The following is a 16,401-nucleotide window of genomic DNA, read 5'->3' as shown; positions in this document are numbered from 1 at the left end:
GGAGACCGACCATGCACACCACCGTACAGACCACCCCCTGCACCTCGCTGGCCGTCGCGACCCCACTCCACGAACTCCTCGCCGACGCCGACGCCCGCCACACCCAGCCCGCGCTCGCCGGCATCGCCGCCCTCACCACCGCCGAGCACACCCGTCCGGCCGACACCGACCGCATCACCCACCAGGCCGCCGCGGTCTACGTCGCCGCCCAGATCCACGCCGCGGCCACCATGGACCCCGACCCGGCCGCCACCCTCGACGACATCGCCGACGCCCTCCCCGAGGTCCTGCCGCAGGTCTTCACCACCATGGGCACGGACCCCGGCCTCGCCGAGACGCTGCTCCCCGAGGTCACCGACCGCGTGTGGGCGTACGTGGCCGTCGAGCACGCCCGCGCCGAGGCCGGCACCGACTACGGCTACGTGTTCGAGCTGCTGGCGGACGAGCTGAAGTGCGGCGCCAACCCGGCCGCCATCCGCACGCAGGTCCCCGGCGTCCTCCGCCGCGTCTACGCCGCGAAGGCCGGCGCGTGAGCGCCCGTAAGGCCGAGCAGGCGCCCACCCCAGCGGTGGGCGCCGTGGCCGCCACCAACGAGATCCGCGACCTGCGCGCCCTCCTCCACACGGTGCTCGACGCGATCACCCTCCCCTACGGCACCCCCAACTACGAGGCCCGCCTCGACGACCGCGCCGACTGGGCCCGCACCATGCGCAAGGCCCTCGACGAGGACCCGCGAGACCTCGGCTGGAACGCCGACTGGCTGCGGTCCAAGCTCGACGCCGAGGAGAAGAAGGCCAGGCTTCGTCACCGGCCCACGCGCGAGGTGCTGCGGCTGCGCATGCAGATGCGCGCCGCCAACTACAACCCGGACCGGCCCCACGAGGTCGAGGCGCTCGCCTGCGTCGCCACCATCGACACCGACCGCCTGAAGGCGGTCCTCACCGGCCGGGCCCCGCTCGACCACCGCATCCCCGGCGAGCGTCTCGCCGAGGTCCTCGGAGTTCGGGAGGTCGGCCGGTGAGCAGCATGCCGCGCACGGCGGTCGTCGAGGTCCTCGTCGTCAAGGCCCTGGAGGTCGACGAGCCCGAGTGGTGCATGGGCCACGGGGAGGACGGCGCCCACTTCAAGGCCGACGTCCTTCACCGGGGCCCGGACGTCTCCCTCACCTTCGACGGCCGAGAGGTCAGCGTCGCCAGCCTCGTACAGGCCCCGTACTCCCAGCAGTCCAGCACCCTGCCGGGCATCGCCGTAACCCTCCTCGCCCAGACCCTCGACCCGGCCGGCGCCCGGGCGTTCGCGGACGCCCTCACCGCCCACGCCCAGCAGCTGTACAACCTGGCCGACGAACTCGCCGTGCTCCTCGCCCGAGGTGGTCAGTGACCGCCCTCGTCCACCGTCCGACCGAGCGCGCCGCCATCCGCGCGGCCGCCCGGTCGGCCCGGCCCCTCCCGCCCGTCGACTGCCTCCTCGAGGCCGTCGTCCTCGCACGCCGTACCGGCGACCGCGAAGGCATGACCCTTGCCGCGCACCGCGCCGTGCGCGCTGCCGCTCCGGAGGTCGGCACCCCATGAACTCCCTGACCCTGTGGGCTCAAGCCCACCCCTGGCCCGCTGGCGTGGCCGCCGCGCTGCTGCTGGCCGCCACGGTGTGGGCGGCCCGCGCCGGGCGTAAGGCCGCGGCCCGGACCCCGGCCGCCGTGCTGGTCGCCTCGCTCGCCGCGATGGCCTGCACCGCCTACAGCGCCGACACCAGTTGGCGGTTCGCCGAGCACCGGCTCGACATGGCGTCCACGTCGGAGCGCGGCGCGATGTTCGCCGCGGCGGAACTGGCGCTGTTCGCCTGCGGGCTGATGGCCCGCCAGAACCTGCGCACCAAGGGCGCGCCCGGTACGCCCGGCACGCTCGTGTGGCTGATCACCGGAGTGCAGGTGATCCCCGCCTACTCGGAGTCCGGGATCGTCGGCGGCACCGTCCGCGCCGTCGTCGGCCCGATCCTGGCCGCCCTGCTCTGGCACCTCTCGATGGGCATCGAGCTGCGGCACGGACAGCCCGACAGCCTGTCGGGCAGTCTGCCCGCTCTGCTCGCCCGCGAGCTGCGGGAGCGGCTGCTGTCCCGCCTCGGCCTCGCCGTCCGCGACCGCAGCGCCGAGCAGATCACCCGCGACCGCGCCACCGTGAAGGCCGTCGCCCTTGCCGCCCAGCTCGCCGACATGAAGCCGGGCGCCCGCGGACGTGCCCGGGTCGCCCGGCGCCTGTCCGTGGCCGTGGGCAAGGCCCAGGCCGGCGCCGACCGGGAGCAGCGGGCCAAGCTCCTCGACCTCCTCGCCGCCCGCCGGCACGCCGCATCCCTCGCAACCATCGAACTGACCTCCCCTTGGGAGGGCAGTGAGATCACGGTGGAGCAGGTGGCAGACGAACGGCCGGAGCTTCCGCCCGCGCCTCGCCCGGAGGTGGTGCCCGCGGGCGTGCGGCTGCTGCCGATCGTGGCCCGCGAGGTGGTCACCAAGCCCGCCGATCCGACGTTCCGTTTCGACCACGGGCGGCAGCGCTGGGTACCGGCCGAACCCGCCACGGATGACCAGCCGCAGGCCCTCCCGGAGCCCCCGAAGGTGGTCATCCCGGAGTCGGTGCGGCCGCCATGGAAGGACACCGCCACCGCAGCCCACGACCCGTTCGACATCCACCCCTGGGCCAAGGCCGCCGTGCCCGCCGAAGCACCCCGGCGAGTGGTCACCGAGGTAATCACCCTCACCCCCAGTGAGCTGCTCAAAAGGGCACACAAGCTCAACCGCGACTTGGTCCGGTCGACGACCCGCCCGGTGACCATCGACCGCCTGCGCGACGAGTTCGGGCTGAGCCGCCGCGAGGCGACCGAACTGCGCCGTCAGGTGGTCACCCCGAAGGGAGACGACCGGTCATGAAGCCGATCATCCTGGGTGCCACCCTCGCCGTGCTGTGGCTGCTGCTCGACCTCCCGACCGCGCTGCCCTCCGGGGTCCTCGCGTTCGCCTGCCAGCCGGTCACCATCGCGTTCGCGGCCGGCCTCGCCGTCCGCCCGCACCTGCCCCGGGTTGGGGGGTGGGCGCAGTGAACGAGGAAGCCCTGTCCAAGGCGCTCGCCGCCGCGTCGGACGCCGCCGACGACACCCGCCAGCTCGAGGTGATCCGCGCCGTGCTCATCGCCCAGGCCGTACAGCAGGGCTTGCAGGCGCAGCAGCCGAAGCCGTGCGAGCACCACCACCCTGGCGCGCAGCCGTTCGACACGAAGAAGTGGCTCGTGATCGGCGGCGTGGTCACCGTCGGCTCGCTGGCCGCGTCCCTGTTCGCCGTCGCGGTCGCCATCGGCGCCGTAGCCGTCGCGATCCTCGCGCTCGTCCTCCGCGGCCTCTGGGCCGACTTCCAGCGCAAGGGCCGCTGACCTGCCCTTCCGTCCCCCGCGGCTCGCCCGCGGGGGTGCGGTGGGGCCGGACAGCCCGGCCCGCCCCGAGAGGAGCCCCATGAACCGCGAGCAGCACCTCGACCTGGCCGACGTGGCCGTCACCCGCGCCGAGCGCCTCGCCGGCATCGCCGAGCGCGCCGCCCGAGACGACTCCCCGTCCCGCACCGCCATGTACGCCGAGGCCGCCAACGCCTGGTCCGACATCGCCCGCACCCACGCCGCCATCGCCGCCGCCCAGCCCGCGAACGAGACCGGGGGCGACCGTGGCTGACGACCTGACGGCCAGCGACTTCACCTTCGGCGAGAAGGCCCGCCTGGCCGGCCTGGTCGCCCGCATGGCCAAGCGTGGACTCGCCGACGACGGCTCCGGCCGGATCCTCCGCGACCTGAAGCGCCGCGTCGAGCGCATCGAGGACACCGCTCGGCGCCGCAAGCACGGCCAGTAGCTGCACCCCGGGGACAGCCCCAAACCGCCAAGCAAGCGGCCGTCCCCGGGCCTCCCGTCCCTCCGCAGAGAGAAGGAACCACCAGCATGACCGACACCGAGACCACGCGGGTCAACGGGCACGCCGACCCGAAGGTGAAGCTGCTGAAGTTCGCGCCCGAGCCGCTGGCCGCTCCCGACACCGCGCCCGAGCCGACCGAGGTGGAAGCCGTCGACCGGCCCGACAACCCCCTCGCCGACTGGCTCACCGTGCCCGACGTGCCGGTCCTCCCGCCGTGGGCCCGGTCCTGGCAGTCCCTCTCCGCCAACACCGCAGCCCTGGGACGGCTGTGCGTGTGGCACGCCCACTACCACTCGCTCCGCGCGCCGAAGTACGCGGTCCGCATGGCGTGGCTGGCCGTCAAGGGCCTGTGGCGGGCCGCCCGCGGCCTGTGGCCCACCCTGGCCGCGTCCGACCGCAGCGCCGCCGTCAAGGCCCTGCGCGCGCAGACGAAGCAGCAGCCCGAGGACGTCGACCTTGCCGTCCGCTACGCGCTGCTGCACCGCGAGCGCACCCTCGCCCGCCGCTGGCGGTGGGGCGCCGCAGCAACCGGCGTCGCCGCCACGGCGGTCGGCTGGTACCTCGCCCCGCCGCTGCTCCAGGCCGGCATGGTCGCCGCCGCCACGATCCCGCTCGCCCACCTCGGCCGCGGCGAGGACGTCCAGCTGCTCGACACCCCCACGCCGCCGCTGCGGGTCGACATGAACGCGCAGCAGCTCAACGACGCCCTGCGCGCTGTCGGCCTGCTCAAGCAGGGCAAGGGCGACGACGACGGGCCGCGCATCACCTGCGTCATGGGCCCGGTCCGGGACGGCCGCGGCTGGGCCGTCGTCTTCGACCTGCCTCGCGGCGCCGGGAAGACCGCCGCCGACGTGCTGGCCAAGCGCACCGCCATCGCGGCGGAGTTGGGCGTCGACGAGATCCAGGTCATCGCCTCCCGCGTCCGGGCGGCCGGCGGCGGCCACGCCGGACGCGTGTCCATGTGGGTCGCCGACGACGACCCCTACCTGGGCGACCCGGTGCCCTCGCCGCTGGTGAAGCTGGAGACGTTCTCCGTGTGGGACCCGATCCCGTTCGGGCAGGACGCCCGCGGCAACCGCATCACCGTGCCCGTCATGTGGCAGTCCCTGTTCTTCGGCGGCCTCCCCCGCCGCGGCAAAACCTTCACCCAGCGCCTGCTCACGGCGGCCGGCCTGCTCGACCCCTACGTGCGGCACTACGTCGCCGACGGCAAGGGCGGCGCCGACTGGATGCCAGCGAAGGCCGTCGCCCACCGCCTCGTCATGGGCGCCGAGGACGACGCCGTCGAAGCGCTGAAGGCGATGCTGAAGGAGCTCCTGGCCGAGATGGAGCGCCGCTTCGCGCTGCTGCGCGGCCTGCCCGTCTCCGTCTGCCCGGAAGGCAAGCTCACCCCGGCGATCGTGGAGAAGTACAACCTGCCCGTCATCTTCGTGACCATCGACGAGCTGCAGGAATACTTCACCGCGATGGAGAAGGACGACCGCGACCAGGTCATCAACGACCTCTGCCGCATCGCCCGCCGCGGCCCCGCCGCCGGGTTCATCAGCAACTACGCCTCCCAGCGGCCCGACGCCGACTCGGTGCCCACCAAGCTGCGCGAGATCATCACCCTGCGGTACTCGACGCAGGTCGTCGACCAGACCTCCAGCGACATGGTCCTCGGCAAGGGCAAGGCCGCCCAGGGCGCCGACGCCTCCGTACTCTCCGAGGAGCACAAGGGCACGGGTGTCCTGGTCACCGGCCCGGCCTCGTTCGTGACCGTGCGAGCCGACTTCCTCGACGGCCCGGCGTTCTCCGAGCTGTGCCAGCGCGGCCGCGCCCTGCGGCAGAAGCACGGCCAGCTGACCGGCGACGCCGCCTCCGACGTCACCGCGGCCGCCGACCAGGCCGCCGTCACCATCGCCCCCGTCCTGTCCGACTGCCTCACCGTGATGCGGCACACCGCCCGCATGCACACCGTCGACCTGCTCCAGCGGCTGGAGAACCTCGACCCCGAGTACGGCGACTGGGACGCCGAACGCCTCGCCCGCGAGCTGGAGGACGCCGAAGTGAAGCGGACCACGAAGCAGGTGAACATCGGCGGGAAGAACCTCGCCGGCTACCGGCGCGAGGACCTGGAGGCCGCCGTGCCGCCCGAACTCCTCAACGCCCGGTAGACCCCTCCCCCTCTACAACCCCCGCCCGGAACACTCCCGCGGCCCCCCTCTACCACTGCTGTGGATCTAGAGGGGGGCCGCTACCGCTGTAGTGGGGGGTGTAGAGGCCACTGACCTGCGAAGTAGCGCCCCTAGAGGGGGCCAGAAGCACCCCCTGAAAGACGCCCCAGCAGGCATCACGGAGGGCATGGAGAGCGAGATCATCCGCTGGAACCGAGCGGCAGCCCTGGTACGCCGTCTACCACGTCACCGCGCTCGCCGCCGCTTGACCGCAGGTCGGTCAGAGCCGTGTCACGACCTCGGTGAACAACTGTGCCTCGAAGCAGGCACCTCAGATGCTGCCTGACACTCAGCCCAGCTTGAACTCAACGACGACATCGCCCTCGTGAGCCTTCTTCGTCGGCACCGGCTTCTTCCCCGAGTGCTCGACCTCCACCTGGTAGAACTTCTCACCCTCAGGCACGCCAGTAGCGGCGAAAGGGAACGTGCAGTCCGTGGCGCTCGGCACGCCCTCCTGAAGCTCGCCTGTTGAGAGCACCGTCCCGTCGGCGCTGTACACCGTCACGGTGGCGCCTTCCTGGATGTCGGCATACGGGCCGCTGTGGCGCGGCATGCACTGGCCCCCCTGATTCAGTTTCTGCATCGCTTCCCGCAGGCTGAGCACCAGCTTCACGTTGCCCTCCATCGTGAAGGTCTCCACCGGTTTGGACGCCCCCGGCGCCTTCGCCTCCCCACTCCCCGACAGGCCCCACGCCAGGCCCACGGCCCCGGCACCCACCACCAGCCCCGCCACCCCTGCAGCCGCCGCCACCCACCAGACGCGGCGACGCGGCGCAGGGGGCGCCGGCGACGCGGCAGGCTCCGGCAGGGCAGCAGACGGTTCACTCACAGGCTCTTCACGCATGCCTGGCAGCATCCCAGCCACCACCGGCACCGCACCCCGCCCGTACCCGGATCGTGACTCACACCGGAGGCTCGATGGCTCGCGGGCGACCTCTCATGGTCTGCAGCGTCCCAGGCTGCCCCGATCCCACGACGCTGGCGCCCGCTGAACGGGAAGATGAACCATGGAGACCGTCATCAAGGCCCTCGTCGGGCTGAAGCTCGTCGGCCTAGTGCTCTTCGCCATCGGACTGGTCATCAGCATCGCGTACACGCTCGCCGTTGGCCCGGACGACCCCGAGACGAAGCATGGCTACACCGCGGTCTGCAAGGACGGTACCGTGCACGCACCGCCGTGGAACTCCTGCAAGGACCACGGCTACCTCGACCATTGGACGACGGGCCCAGCCGCCCCGACAGCCGAGCCCCGAGCCGAGGACTCTGGCGTGCCCAACAATCTCCCGGCTGACGTAGTCAACGACGGCCTGGGAAGCATGCCCACGCCCAGCGCCTGTACCGATGCCGACGCCCGCGGTGTCGTCCCTCGGGACCGTTGGACGCCGTGCGGTCAGATCCTCGGCTACTTCGACGACTGGGCCACACCACCACCCGGAGCGCCAGTCGTCCCGTAAGTCCTGCAGTCGCCGAACATCCGGCCCGGTTGTCAGTGGCGGCCTGTAGCCTGCCGAGATGACCGTCAAAGGTGCATTCACCGTTGAACTTTCAGGCCCCTACGAGGCCCGCGCCGCCCTCCTCGAAGCGTTGGCGGAGGCATCCATCGCAGCCCAGCACATCCCTCCCTCCGCCGCTGGCCTCGACGAGGAGGCGAAGGGCTGGGTGCGCGCAGAATTCCACGAAGGCACAGACTCCCCAAGCGTGGACTTCCAACGCGACTGCCTCGAAAAGACCACCGCAATCGGCGAACAGTACGGCTACGTGTTGAGAAGCCACGGCATAGTCGTTGGCGCTGCTGCCCAGCTCAGCCACGTCGTGGACAAGCGGACCGGTGCCCTCGTCATCAAGGGGTTCAACATGACGGAGGACGACCTTGCCGTCATCGCCGAGCAGGCCGGCGTGCCCGTCGAGTTCCTGGAGTTCCGGGAGCCCCCTGGCGTCTGGGACGTGCCTGAGACGTAACAGGCAGGCGTGCGCGGTTAGCTGGCTGCCCTCGCCCGGGTACGAACCTCGGGCGGGGGCTTTTCGCCGTTTCAGGGCCCGGTGAGCAGCAGGTGCCCGTGCGCGTCGAGGACGGTCCGCACCTCGGGCACGTCGTCGTACTCCTGCAGCCGAGTAAGGACCGTGCGGGTCCGTGCGGCCGTGCGGTCGGAGGTGAGGTCTCCGGACAGCTCGATCACCCGTACCGCTTCTGCTGCGGCCTGCTCGGGCTCGTTGGCGTCCGCCAGGGCCACCGCGAGCCACGACCGGTACAGGGCCAGCTCCCGGGCGTGCGTGGCGTCGTACCGGGCCAGGACGTCGGCGAGCAGGGGCACGGCGCGCAGCGGCCGGCGCAGCTCCGTGAACACGCGGGCGTCCATCACCTCGAGTTCCTCCCGGCTGACCCAGTACGCCCACAGCGGCGCCTCGCCGTGCCCGTCGTCGCCGAGGGCGTCGTGCGCCTCCCCGAGCGCCCGCAACGCCTCCTGAGCGTGTGCGCGGCCCGCCTTCGCGTGGGCCCACGCCACCCGGTCCAAGAACAGCGCACGCGTCTTCCCGGGGACGTCGTCGCCGGCCTCGTCGACCGCGGCCTGCGCCAGGCCGATCCCGTCCTGCACCCGCCCCGCGTTCACCCACTGGTAGGCCAGGGACCCGGCGAGGTTCGAGGTCAACGGGCCGTCACCTGCCTGCCGTGCCGCAGAGATCCCGAGCCGGTAGGCGCGCTCTGCGTCCGCGTGGCGGCCCGCGTCGGAGGCGATCCATCCGGTGATCTGCGCGAGCTCCCCGATCTGCACGAGCAGGGAACGCCCGACGTCGTCCGGGTAGGACGCCTCGCGGTGCAGGGTCACGGCCGCGGACAGCTCCCGGAAGGCGGGGGCGATCAGGTCCCCGCCCGACAGGACGTCGTCGGCGAGGCGCAGGGCGTGCACCCGGGCGGCCAGGCCCTCGACCTTGGCCGCGTCGATACGGTGCCCCGTACGGGCTGCCAGCGGCTCCAACGGGTCTCCGGGCGGCAAGAGTTCGGCCAGGGTCGCGGCGGCGCCTGGGAGCTGCGCCAGGCGGTCACCGCGGGCGTAGGCGACCGCCTGCTGTAACTGCGTTTCCGGGGTGCGCAGGGCGGCGGCGAGGAACGGCAGCCACGCTTCGGGCACACGGCCGCCTCGCTCCCATCGGGACACCTCGTTACGGGTGACCGACTGGACGCCGGACAGGGCGCACAGCAGGCCTGCGAGTTGGCGTTGCGACTTGCCGGTGCGGCGGCGCAGCCCTGCGAGGTACTGGCCGAACTCGCGTCGTCTGCGGTCCTCTGCCATCGGGCCCCCCTTCAGGCTGCCAGTGTGGCCCCTCCCTGGCCCCCTGTGTGGCTCCTTCCCTGCTGGTTCACCCGCGATTCGATAGCGGGCACAAGCAGCGCCCCGGCGACCGCGCGAAGGTCCCGGGGCTGGCCGACTACCAGGAGTCGACATGCAGCACGCTACCGCCCGCCCGGCCGCCACGGCAGAGGCAGACCAGCCCCCGCCGGACCTTGCCACCATGCGCGCCACCGTGCGCCGGCTCCTCGCCGACGACGCCGAACCCCCGAGCCCGGACGACCTGGACACGCTCACGCTCCGGCTGCGCGGGCACATCATGGTGCTCATCCCCGTGGTCGAGTCGGCGGCCGGCCGCATGCCGAAGGACGACGCGCCGCGGGCCTGCGCCCAGGCGTGCATCGGCGAGGCCCGCATGCGGCTGGGCCTTGAGCCGGGCCGCGGCCTGCCCGCCGGCATCGCGCACGCGCAGCGCCTGGCCCGCTCGGTGAACGCGCTCGCCGACCACCTCGACAACCTCAGCCAGTGAGAGCCGCCGTCGGCCTGCTCGCGTACGTGCTGGCCGTGACCGCCCCGGTCCTCGCCGTGGTGCTGGCCCGAACCCCGCACTGACAAGCACCCCACCAGCCCCCGCCCCGGGCGCCCACCATGGACGGTCCAGCCCGGGGCGGGCCGTAAGACGGCGCGGGGACCGTATCCCCGCAGCAGCAAGACGAAGGGATCAGCACATGACCGCAGCAGTCCCCGAGTACGAGTTCCACACGTCGACGACCTGCCAGTACAACAACAACGACCCGCGGTGCGTCGAGGTGGCGACGAACGTTCCCGGCAAGGTGGCCGTCCGCAGCTCCGTGACCGGCCGGACGGTCGAGTTCACGGCCGCCGAGTGGAACGACTTCCTGAGCGGTGCCAAGCTGGGCGAGTTCGACGTCACGGCGTAGGGAGTCGTCATGGGGCAGTGTCCGCAGTGCGGCAGCAGCGCAGAGCCGGACCCAGAGCACTCTGGCATCCTGCGGTGCATGACCTGCTGGCACGCCTGGACACTGCCCCGTGAGCCGCAGCCCTGCCCCGGCTACCGGCCGACGCTGAACGCTGCACTGCGCATGCTGGACGCGTACCGGAATCTGCACCGCTGACCGCCACAGTCGACCTGCCCGCTGCGTACCCCAGCACCATGCGGCGGGCGGGTTGCACGCCCGGCCGTCTCCCTCGTCAGCGGGTCAGCCGCAGCCGCCACCCGCCCCTTCCCCCGTCGTCGTGGCGCTCGAGCGACGGACGGTACGTCTCGGGCGCCGGACGTCCGGCACGCTCCCAGGCGTCGAGCCAGCCGCGTAGGACCGTGAGGGACGGGGAGTTGGGGCTGTCGGCGACGAGCGTGCCGTCCTGCTGGACCACAGCGACCGCGGCGGGCGTGGAGTGGCCGATCGCCCACAGGTCCGGCCGGAGCCCCGCCATCGTGAGCTGCGGATCAGCCAGAGCCGCAGCGAATGTCCGCCATGACGGCCAGTCGACCTCGCCCCCGGCGTACGGCTCGCAGTGAGCATCCTTCAGCAGCCGGGCAAGCGCGGTGCGGGCACCGGTGTGGAGGTGGTCGTCCTGCTCGCGCCAGGCGATGGAGATCCACGACGGACCGGGGACGCGGTTCTCCCAGTCCACCCACCGTCCCGGGAGATCCAGGTCGGTCTTCGGTGAGGTGGTCGCCTCGATGTAGCCGCCGGTGAACACCGCCTCGACGACAGGCTCGCCGCCGCAGACGCGGATCTTGGCGACCACCGTCATGTTGGGCACGGCCGCGACCGGCAGCGGGGCGACGATCAGACCGCCGTCAGCGACCTGGTCCAGCCACGCCTGGGGCAGCAGCGGCGGCGTGCACCAGGCCACCATCCGGTCATACGGGGCCCGCTCCGGGAAGCCCGCGGTGCCGTCAGCGACGTGGCAGCGGACGTGATCGAGGCCGCGCTCATGATGGATGACGTTCGCCCACGCCACGAGGTAGGCGTCGATGTCGAGGCTCGTCACTGTGCCGGCCGGGCCGACGAGCTCGGCGAGGAGGGCGCCCGAGTAGCCGGAGCCGGTCCCGAACTCGACGACGTGGTGGCCGGGCTGGACGTCGAGGGTGGTCAGCTCGCGGTGGATCACGGCCGGGTTGGAGCGGTGCGGGGTGGCGCCGCGGCCGTCGTGGTGGGTGTAGTGGCGTTCGGGAACGGTTGCGGCGACGTCGTCGACGGCGGTCACAGGTCACTCCTTCGAGGGTGGTGGTGCACTCGTATGCGACAACTGCTTCAGACGGACGAAGGACACCCATGGGAACGGGTTCCCCACGGTGTGAAGCCAGTTGTTGGCCGTCTCCTCAGCACGCTGGCCCGACTGCCATCTGCACCTTCTTGAGGCGCGCGGCCGGCGTGGCGTCGGCGTCATACCCGGGGTTGTCGCTCGCGTACGCCGCCTTCGTGCAGTACCCGGCCTGCGTCGGCGACGTCATCCGCAGCATCTCGAACGTGGACTCGCAGCCCCCCGGGCCGTGACTCCCGAGTACCTGCGCGCTGTCCGGGAGGCCGGGGACCTTCATCCACACATCGATGTCCCGGACAGGTCCGCAGTTCTCCGTCGAGGACGGCGCGGGCGCGTTCGGGTGGCTGGTGGCGTGCGAAGCGGCAGGGCGCGATACGGCGGGCCCGGCGCTGCTCCCGCAGGCGGCGGTCAGCAGAACGGCGGAGATGGGCAGGACGAAGCGGCGCACGAAGGTCCCCCTTGGCAGTGCGGTGGTCGGTGCGGCCACAGTGGCAGGGGGACGCGGGGCACGAGGGCTTGTTGCCGGGCTGTGACGGACGCCCGGCCGCCATGGGGAGCGGCCGGGCGCGCAGGCGCCCTGAGGGCGGCCGTGCTGTCTACCGCTTGTACTGCGTGTACGTCAGAGGGTTCCGCATGCCCCGTCGGAGGAACGAGGCCTCGACGTCCTTGGCCAGCTTGTCCACAGTCGCCACGTTGCCCTCGATCTGGAACTCCATGTGGTAGTGGTTGTTGACGACCGTCCCACCCCCGCCGCCGGCCATCGCCAGGCCCGACCCGACGAACGAGCCCGCGCCCGTCACCGACGTCGCGAGCCGGTCCACGGCCCGCGTGGCATGGTGGGCCGCGCCCTCCACGCCGGCGGCGAGCCCGCGGGGGATCCACTGGCCGATCCCCATGAACACCCGGCTGGGGCTCTTGATGCCGAGGGCTTGCTTGATCGCCTTTTGCATCGCTTTGGCGATCTTCAGCATCTGCTTCTCGATCGCCTTCTCCTGCGACTGCAGGCCCTTGACGAGGCCCTGGGCGGCCTTGATCCCGGACCCGTACATGCTGTCGGCGACCGCCTTGCCCGCCGTGTCGGCCGCCGAGACGGTCGTCTTCTGGAGCTTGTTGATCTCGGCGATCTGCCCCTTCGAGGCGCCCGAGAGCGCGGCCGCGGTGGCGCCGCCCTGCTCGACTCCGGCGGCCGCGATCTGCGCGATCAGGTCTGCGGAGAGGCCCTTCTTCTTCAACGCCTGCAGCTGCGCAGCGAAGTTGACCGCCTGCGACATCTGGTCGCGCATCTTGTTGACGACGTCCTGAGCCGTCAACGCGAACCCGATCTGCGGGGCCTCCGTGACAACGCTGAAGCCCTGCATGATGCCCTGCGAGACGGACTTGACCTCGTCCGACCACGCCTTCTGCAAGTCCTTCAGCTTCTTCTGCGCGTCCTTCAGCTTGCCCGCGACCGCGTCACGCTTCGCCGCGAGCGACCGCATGACCTTGTCCTCGCGCTTGACGTAATCCTCGACACGAGACAACGCCCGCAGCTTGGCGTCCACCCAAGCGTTGGTGTTGCGCGCGGCGGCATTGTTCGCGGCGGCCTTACGCGCGGCGGCCTTGCCCTTACGCGCGGGGGCCTTGTATGCCTTCCGCTGGTCCATGAGCCGGTTCCGGGTCTGCATGAACAGGCTCTCGATGCGCCGCGTGGCGGCCTTCACACTCGCCGTCGATCCGGTCATACCGTCGACCAGACCCTGGACCACGTAGATACCCAGCGACCGGAACACCTTCGACGGGGAGGCGATACCGAGCGTGCGCGCGAAGCTGTCGGCCGTGGCCTGCGCAGCCCCCTGCATCGTCGCCGTCGCCCCCGGCGCCCCGTCTCGGATGCCCTGTGAGAGCCCGTCCATCAGCGCGCGCCCAGAGTAGAGGGTCCACCCGCTCCCCGAGAACGGGCCCTTCTTCGCCGGGGAGTGCGGGAAGAAGTCCCTGATCCCCGAGAGGACGTGCTTCGCCTCCGAAACCGCGGACCCGAACATCGACTTGATGCCGTCGATGAAGCCCCGCATCAACGCCTTGCCGGATGCGAGAAGCAGGGCGCCCAGATTCCCAAGCTTGTCCTTGATCCTCTGCGGCAGTCCCTGCACCCACGTGACGAGCTCGAGCGCCTTCAGCGTGGACGCGATCTTGAATTTCTGCCACGAATCGTGCGCGACCAGGATCAGGTGCACCGCCAGGCGCGCCATGTAGTCCCGGATCCGCCCCGGCAGCCCGGCCACCCACTGAATCAGGCTCGTTCCGACGGCGATCGTGCCGTGGTAGGCAGTCAGGAAACCAGACTTGATCTGGTCCCAGTATTTGACGATCAGCCCGACCGCGATCCCGATCGGCCCCGTCAGCAGCGCCAACAAGAGCGGCCAGTGCGCCTTCACGAAATCGACGACCCAGCCGATCGCGGCACCGATCACCTTGAACGCGCCGTCGCAGAAGTCCCGGAACCAGCCGATCTTGTTGTACGCGAGGACGATCCCGGCGACCAGCGCTGCGATCCCCAGGATGATCAGTCCGAGCGGATTGGCGTTCATTGCGACGTTCAGCAGCCACTGCGCGGCCGTGAGCACGCCCTCGGCCACCGCAGCCGCGATCATCCGAACCTTTTGCAACGCCCAAGCGACCGCCGCCCGCAGCGCGGCAGCCGTCGCCATCGCCGTCTTCTTGGCCAGGCCCAGAGCGGCGGTCCCCGCCGTGCGCATGGCCGCACCCGCGCCACGCACCGCGGTCGCGAGACCCGACCACGCCGCGCGCCCGCCCCGGGCCGCGGCGGACGCGAGAGCTTTCCCCGCCTTCCCCGCGGCACGGGCCGCCGTCTTCGCGCCGCTGATCGTGCCGTCCCACATCTTCCGCAGGGCGCCGCCGAAGCTGCCCGCCTTACCCGAGAACGCCGACCCGGCGACCTGTGCCGAGCGGAAGCCCTGCACAACCCGCGCGCCGGCCTTCGTCGCGCTGACGCCCAACTTGGCGAATGCGCCGATCGGCTTGAGTAGCGTCATGGTCGTCTTCGCCGCAAACGCCACTACCGACAGAGCGAGGACGCCGCCGATGACCGCGGCGAGGCCAGCTGCCGCAGTCTTGTGACGGCCGAAGAAGTCGATGACCTTCACCACGACCGGGATGAGCTTCGTCCCGATCTCGATCGCCAGCCTCTGCGCATAGTTCTTGACCTGCGCGAGCTTCACGCTGAGCTGCTGCGAGGTTTCCTTCCAGCCCTCAACGTCCTTGCTGCTGTTGTGGAAGGACTCTCCGACCTTCTTGACCCGCTCCTTGAAGCCCTCCGTGTTCTCGCCCGTCAACTGGAGTGTGGTGTTGAGGCCGATCGCGCCGCCGGTGAGCTTCTTCATCGCATCGGAATACGTCTGTGCCGCCGGGCCACCCCTCTTGAGCTCGGCGGAGAACCCGTTGGTCTTGTTCTGGAGCGTGGCGTACTGGCTGAGCAGGTTGGCCTGCTCGGGCGGCAATGCCTTGAGCTTCTGCCGCCAGTCACCCAAGCTGATGGTGCCCTTGGAATAGGCGCCAGCCAGTTTCTGCAGGTTGGGCGGCATGCTCTTGACCATCTGGTCAGCGTCCGCAGCGGCTTGCTTCGTCTTGTTGAACGAGCTGAGTAGCAAGGTGCCGGACGGCCCCATGTGCTGCAGTACCGTGCGGGAGAGCAGATCGAGTGTGCCGGTCAGTCCGCGCTTACCGATCTTTGTTGATACATCCGTTGCTGAAAGGCCCAGGCGCTGCATCTCGTTAATCGCAGGGCCCTGGGGGGATACCAGCGCACGAATCGTCGCGGCCAGTTCCAGCGTGCCATGACGGGCCGAGGTGCCGTGCTGGGTGAGGGTGGCGAGAGCGCCAGTGACTTCTTCCAGGCTGATCTTGTTGGCGGAGGCGATCGGCAGGACCGTATCGAGGGAAGCCGCGAACTGTTCCATGGTCATCTTGCCCTCGCCGGCGGCGGTTTTGAGAGCATTCATGACGCGCACGCTGTCGTTCGCCTTGAGGTGGTACGACGCCATCACCGACGTCATCGCGTTGGTGACCGTGTCCAGCCGAGCGTTCTCTTCCTTCGCGCCCTGAGCAGCGGCCTTCAACACCTTGAGACCGTCCGCGCCCCGATATCCGGCCTTCTCGACCTGATACATGCCCTCGGTCAAATTGTGAATTCCCGTGCCGGTACCCACGGAAAGGTCCAGGATGCCCTTGCGAACCTTGCCCAGGTTGGCGAGGGTCTCGCCGGCCGCCGTGTGCAGCACCATCGTTTCCGACTGAAAGTCCGAGGCCATCTTCACGCTGGCCACGGCCGCCCCCGCGCCAATCATGGAGACGGAACGGCCCATCGTCGCCAGCCCGGCCGCCATGGTCGCCCCGGACTGGCGGAAGCTCCCACCCAGGCCAGCAGCCTGCGTTCGCGCTTCGCCGAACGTCCTCCGCAGCTGGCTCATGTCGCCGAGGAGACGGACGACAACCGGCGGCAGCAGCCCACCACTAGCAGACACGGCGCCCCTCCAAAGAGCAGGCGGAGCGCGGGACTACGTACATCGCAGGTCACCCTTCGAGGGGCTCACAGCGCCGACATGGCGACGCTGGGAGCGGAGGAAGACCCGTCCAACCGGGACGGCTGGAGGGTGGGTGAGGGTGA

Annotated in this window: 19 protein-coding genes; 14 read left to right on the top strand and 5 right to left on the bottom strand. The window is 71.0% G+C overall.

The features are described 5' to 3' along the window. The first annotated feature begins 11 nt into the window (after positions 1-11). The 10 genes from ACIP4X_RS14070 (at position 12) to ACIP4X_RS14025 (ending at position 6,099) form a co-directional block, all read left to right on the top strand. Positions 12-533: a hypothetical protein gene (locus ACIP4X_RS14070; RefSeq protein ID WP_401348431.1), complete on the top strand. Its 522-nt coding sequence runs from the start codon at positions 12-14 to the stop codon at positions 531-533. Next, positions 530-1,021, top strand: a complete 492-nt coding sequence (locus ACIP4X_RS14065; RefSeq protein WP_401348429.1) for a hypothetical protein — start codon at positions 530-532, stop codon at positions 1,019-1,021. The genes ACIP4X_RS14070 and ACIP4X_RS14065 overlap by 4 nt, the downstream gene beginning before the upstream one ends. Positions 1,022-1,026: 5 nt before the next feature. After that, positions 1,027-1,380 carry a DUF6907 domain-containing protein gene (locus ACIP4X_RS14060; protein ID WP_401348537.1) on the top strand — a complete coding sequence of 118 codons (354 nt, stop codon included), beginning with the start codon at positions 1,027-1,029 and terminating at the stop codon, positions 1,378-1,380. Continuing rightward, on the top strand, positions 1,377-1,571 hold the full coding sequence (locus tag ACIP4X_RS14055) for a hypothetical protein (RefSeq protein WP_401348426.1): 195 nt from the start codon (positions 1,377-1,379) through the stop codon (positions 1,569-1,571). Before ACIP4X_RS14060 ends, ACIP4X_RS14055 begins: the two co-directional genes overlap by 4 nt. Then, on the top strand, positions 1,568-2,920 hold the full coding sequence (locus tag ACIP4X_RS14050) for a hypothetical protein (RefSeq protein WP_401348423.1): 1,353 nt from the start codon (positions 1,568-1,570) through the stop codon (positions 2,918-2,920). Before ACIP4X_RS14055 ends, ACIP4X_RS14050 begins: the two co-directional genes overlap by 4 nt. Further along, positions 2,917-3,090, top strand: a complete 174-nt coding sequence (locus ACIP4X_RS14045; RefSeq protein ID WP_401348420.1) for a hypothetical protein — start codon at positions 2,917-2,919, stop codon at positions 3,088-3,090. Before ACIP4X_RS14050 ends, ACIP4X_RS14045 begins: the two co-directional genes overlap by 4 nt. Then, positions 3,087-3,416 (top strand): hypothetical protein, encoded by a 330-nt coding sequence (locus ACIP4X_RS14040; protein WP_401348417.1) that lies wholly within the window; start codon positions 3,087-3,089, stop codon positions 3,414-3,416. Before ACIP4X_RS14045 ends, ACIP4X_RS14040 begins: the two co-directional genes overlap by 4 nt. A gap of 79 nt (positions 3,417-3,495) precedes the next feature. Next, positions 3,496-3,708 (top strand): hypothetical protein, encoded by a 213-nt coding sequence (locus ACIP4X_RS14035; protein ID WP_401348414.1) that lies wholly within the window; start codon positions 3,496-3,498, stop codon positions 3,706-3,708. Next, on the top strand, positions 3,701-3,883 hold the full coding sequence (locus ACIP4X_RS14030) for a DUF6257 family protein (protein ID WP_401348411.1): 183 nt from the start codon (positions 3,701-3,703) through the stop codon (positions 3,881-3,883). The genes ACIP4X_RS14035 and ACIP4X_RS14030 overlap by 8 nt, the downstream gene beginning before the upstream one ends. A gap of 86 nt (positions 3,884-3,969) precedes the next feature. Next, positions 3,970-6,099 carry an FtsK/SpoIIIE domain-containing protein gene (locus ACIP4X_RS14025; RefSeq protein WP_401348410.1) on the top strand — a complete coding sequence of 710 codons (2,130 nt, stop codon included), beginning with the start codon at positions 3,970-3,972 and terminating at the stop codon, positions 6,097-6,099. 349 nt (positions 6,100-6,448) lie between these two features. Here ACIP4X_RS14025 and ACIP4X_RS14020 read toward each other — a convergent pair whose 3' ends face one another. Beyond that, a complete protein-coding gene (locus tag ACIP4X_RS14020; protein WP_401348407.1) occupies positions 6,449-7,003 on the bottom strand; it encodes a hypothetical protein in 555 nt (184 codons plus the stop codon). A gap of 163 nt (positions 7,004-7,166) precedes the next feature. On the opposite strand from ACIP4X_RS14020, the gene ACIP4X_RS14015 reads away from it, so the two are divergent. Together ACIP4X_RS14015 and ACIP4X_RS14010 are read left to right on the top strand one after the other, a co-directional pair. Beyond that, positions 7,167-7,613, top strand: coding sequence for a hypothetical protein (locus tag ACIP4X_RS14015; protein WP_401348404.1), 447 nt, complete (start codon positions 7,167-7,169; stop codon positions 7,611-7,613). A gap of 58 nt (positions 7,614-7,671) precedes the next feature. After that, a complete protein-coding gene (locus ACIP4X_RS14010) occupies positions 7,672-8,118 on the top strand; it encodes a hypothetical protein (protein ID WP_401348401.1) in 447 nt (148 codons plus the stop codon). Positions 8,119-8,189: 71 nt separating this feature from the next. On the opposite strand, the gene ACIP4X_RS14005 is transcribed toward ACIP4X_RS14010, so the two are convergent. Then, positions 8,190-9,449: a helix-turn-helix domain-containing protein gene (locus ACIP4X_RS14005; RefSeq protein WP_401348399.1), complete on the bottom strand. Its 1,260-nt coding sequence runs from the start codon at positions 9,447-9,449 to the stop codon at positions 8,190-8,192. A 151-nt stretch (positions 9,450-9,600) separates the two neighbouring features. Between ACIP4X_RS14005 and ACIP4X_RS14000 the strand changes: the two genes are divergently transcribed. Both ACIP4X_RS14000 and ACIP4X_RS13995 read left to right on the top strand, forming a co-directional pair. After that, positions 9,601-9,975 carry a DUF6415 family natural product biosynthesis protein gene (locus ACIP4X_RS14000; RefSeq protein ID WP_401348397.1) on the top strand — a complete coding sequence of 125 codons (375 nt, stop codon included), beginning with the start codon at positions 9,601-9,603 and terminating at the stop codon, positions 9,973-9,975. Positions 9,976-10,174: 199 nt separating this feature from the next. After that, positions 10,175-10,387 (top strand): DUF397 domain-containing protein, encoded by a 213-nt coding sequence (locus tag ACIP4X_RS13995; RefSeq protein WP_401348395.1) that lies wholly within the window; start codon positions 10,175-10,177, stop codon positions 10,385-10,387. Between the two features lie 271 nt (positions 10,388-10,658). Here ACIP4X_RS13995 and ACIP4X_RS13990 read toward each other — a convergent pair whose 3' ends face one another. From ACIP4X_RS13990 to ACIP4X_RS13980, 3 genes are all read right to left on the bottom strand, one after another. Beyond that, positions 10,659-11,681, bottom strand: a complete 1,023-nt coding sequence (locus ACIP4X_RS13990; RefSeq protein WP_401348393.1) for a protein-L-isoaspartate O-methyltransferase — start codon at positions 11,679-11,681, stop codon at positions 10,659-10,661. Between the two features lie 115 nt (positions 11,682-11,796). After that, a complete protein-coding gene (locus tag ACIP4X_RS13985; protein ID WP_401348391.1) occupies positions 11,797-12,186 on the bottom strand; it encodes a hypothetical protein in 390 nt (129 codons plus the stop codon). A 148-nt stretch (positions 12,187-12,334) separates the two neighbouring features. Next, positions 12,335-16,204 (bottom strand): phage tail tape measure protein, encoded by a 3,870-nt coding sequence (locus ACIP4X_RS13980; RefSeq protein ID WP_401348389.1) that lies wholly within the window; start codon positions 16,202-16,204, stop codon positions 12,335-12,337. Positions 16,205-16,401: the final 197 nt, after the last annotated feature.

This window comes from Streptomyces sp. NPDC088817, from assembly GCF_044750345.1.
GTDB lineage: Bacteria > Actinomycetota > Actinomycetes > Streptomycetales > Streptomycetaceae > Streptomyces.
Note: the sequence above shows the minus strand (reverse complement) of the source record. Positions and strands in the feature narration are given on the sequence as shown.

What these genes read in the sequence shown, in the direction of transcription:
- ACIP4X_RS14050 (WP_401348423.1), top strand. Translation starts at nt 1,568, where the DNA reads ATGAACTCCCTGACCCTGTGGGCTCAAGCCCACCCCTGGCCCGCTGGC.
- ACIP4X_RS14025 (WP_401348410.1), top strand. Translation starts at nt 3,970, where the DNA reads ATGACCGACACCGAGACCACGCGGGTCAACGGGCACGCCGACCCGAAG.
- ACIP4X_RS14015 (WP_401348404.1), top strand. Translation starts at nt 7,167, where the DNA reads ATGGAGACCGTCATCAAGGCCCTCGTCGGGCTGAAGCTCGTCGGCCTA.
- ACIP4X_RS14035 (WP_401348414.1), top strand. Translation starts at nt 3,496, where the DNA reads ATGAACCGCGAGCAGCACCTCGACCTGGCCGACGTGGCCGTCACCCGC.
- ACIP4X_RS14045 (WP_401348420.1), top strand. Translation starts at nt 2,917, where the DNA reads ATGAAGCCGATCATCCTGGGTGCCACCCTCGCCGTGCTGTGGCTGCTG.
- ACIP4X_RS13995 (WP_401348395.1), top strand. Translation starts at nt 10,175, where the DNA reads ATGACCGCAGCAGTCCCCGAGTACGAGTTCCACACGTCGACGACCTGC.
- ACIP4X_RS14070 (WP_401348431.1), top strand. Translation starts at nt 12, where the DNA reads ATGCACACCACCGTACAGACCACCCCCTGCACCTCGCTGGCCGTCGCG.
- ACIP4X_RS14060 (WP_401348537.1), top strand. Translation starts at nt 1,027, where the DNA reads ATGCCGCGCACGGCGGTCGTCGAGGTCCTCGTCGTCAAGGCCCTGGAG.
- ACIP4X_RS14010 (WP_401348401.1), top strand. Translation starts at nt 7,672, where the DNA reads ATGACCGTCAAAGGTGCATTCACCGTTGAACTTTCAGGCCCCTACGAG.
- ACIP4X_RS13980 (WP_401348389.1), bottom strand. Translation starts at nt 16,204, where the DNA reads ATGAGCCAGCTGCGGAGGACGTTCGGCGAAGCGCGAACGCAGGCTGCT.
- ACIP4X_RS14020 (WP_401348407.1), bottom strand. Translation starts at nt 7,003, where the DNA reads ATGCGTGAAGAGCCTGTGAGTGAACCGTCTGCTGCCCTGCCGGAGCCT.
- ACIP4X_RS14000 (WP_401348397.1), top strand. Translation starts at nt 9,601, where the DNA reads ATGCAGCACGCTACCGCCCGCCCGGCCGCCACGGCAGAGGCAGACCAG.
- ACIP4X_RS14005 (WP_401348399.1), bottom strand. Translation starts at nt 9,449, where the DNA reads ATGGCAGAGGACCGCAGACGACGCGAGTTCGGCCAGTACCTCGCAGGG.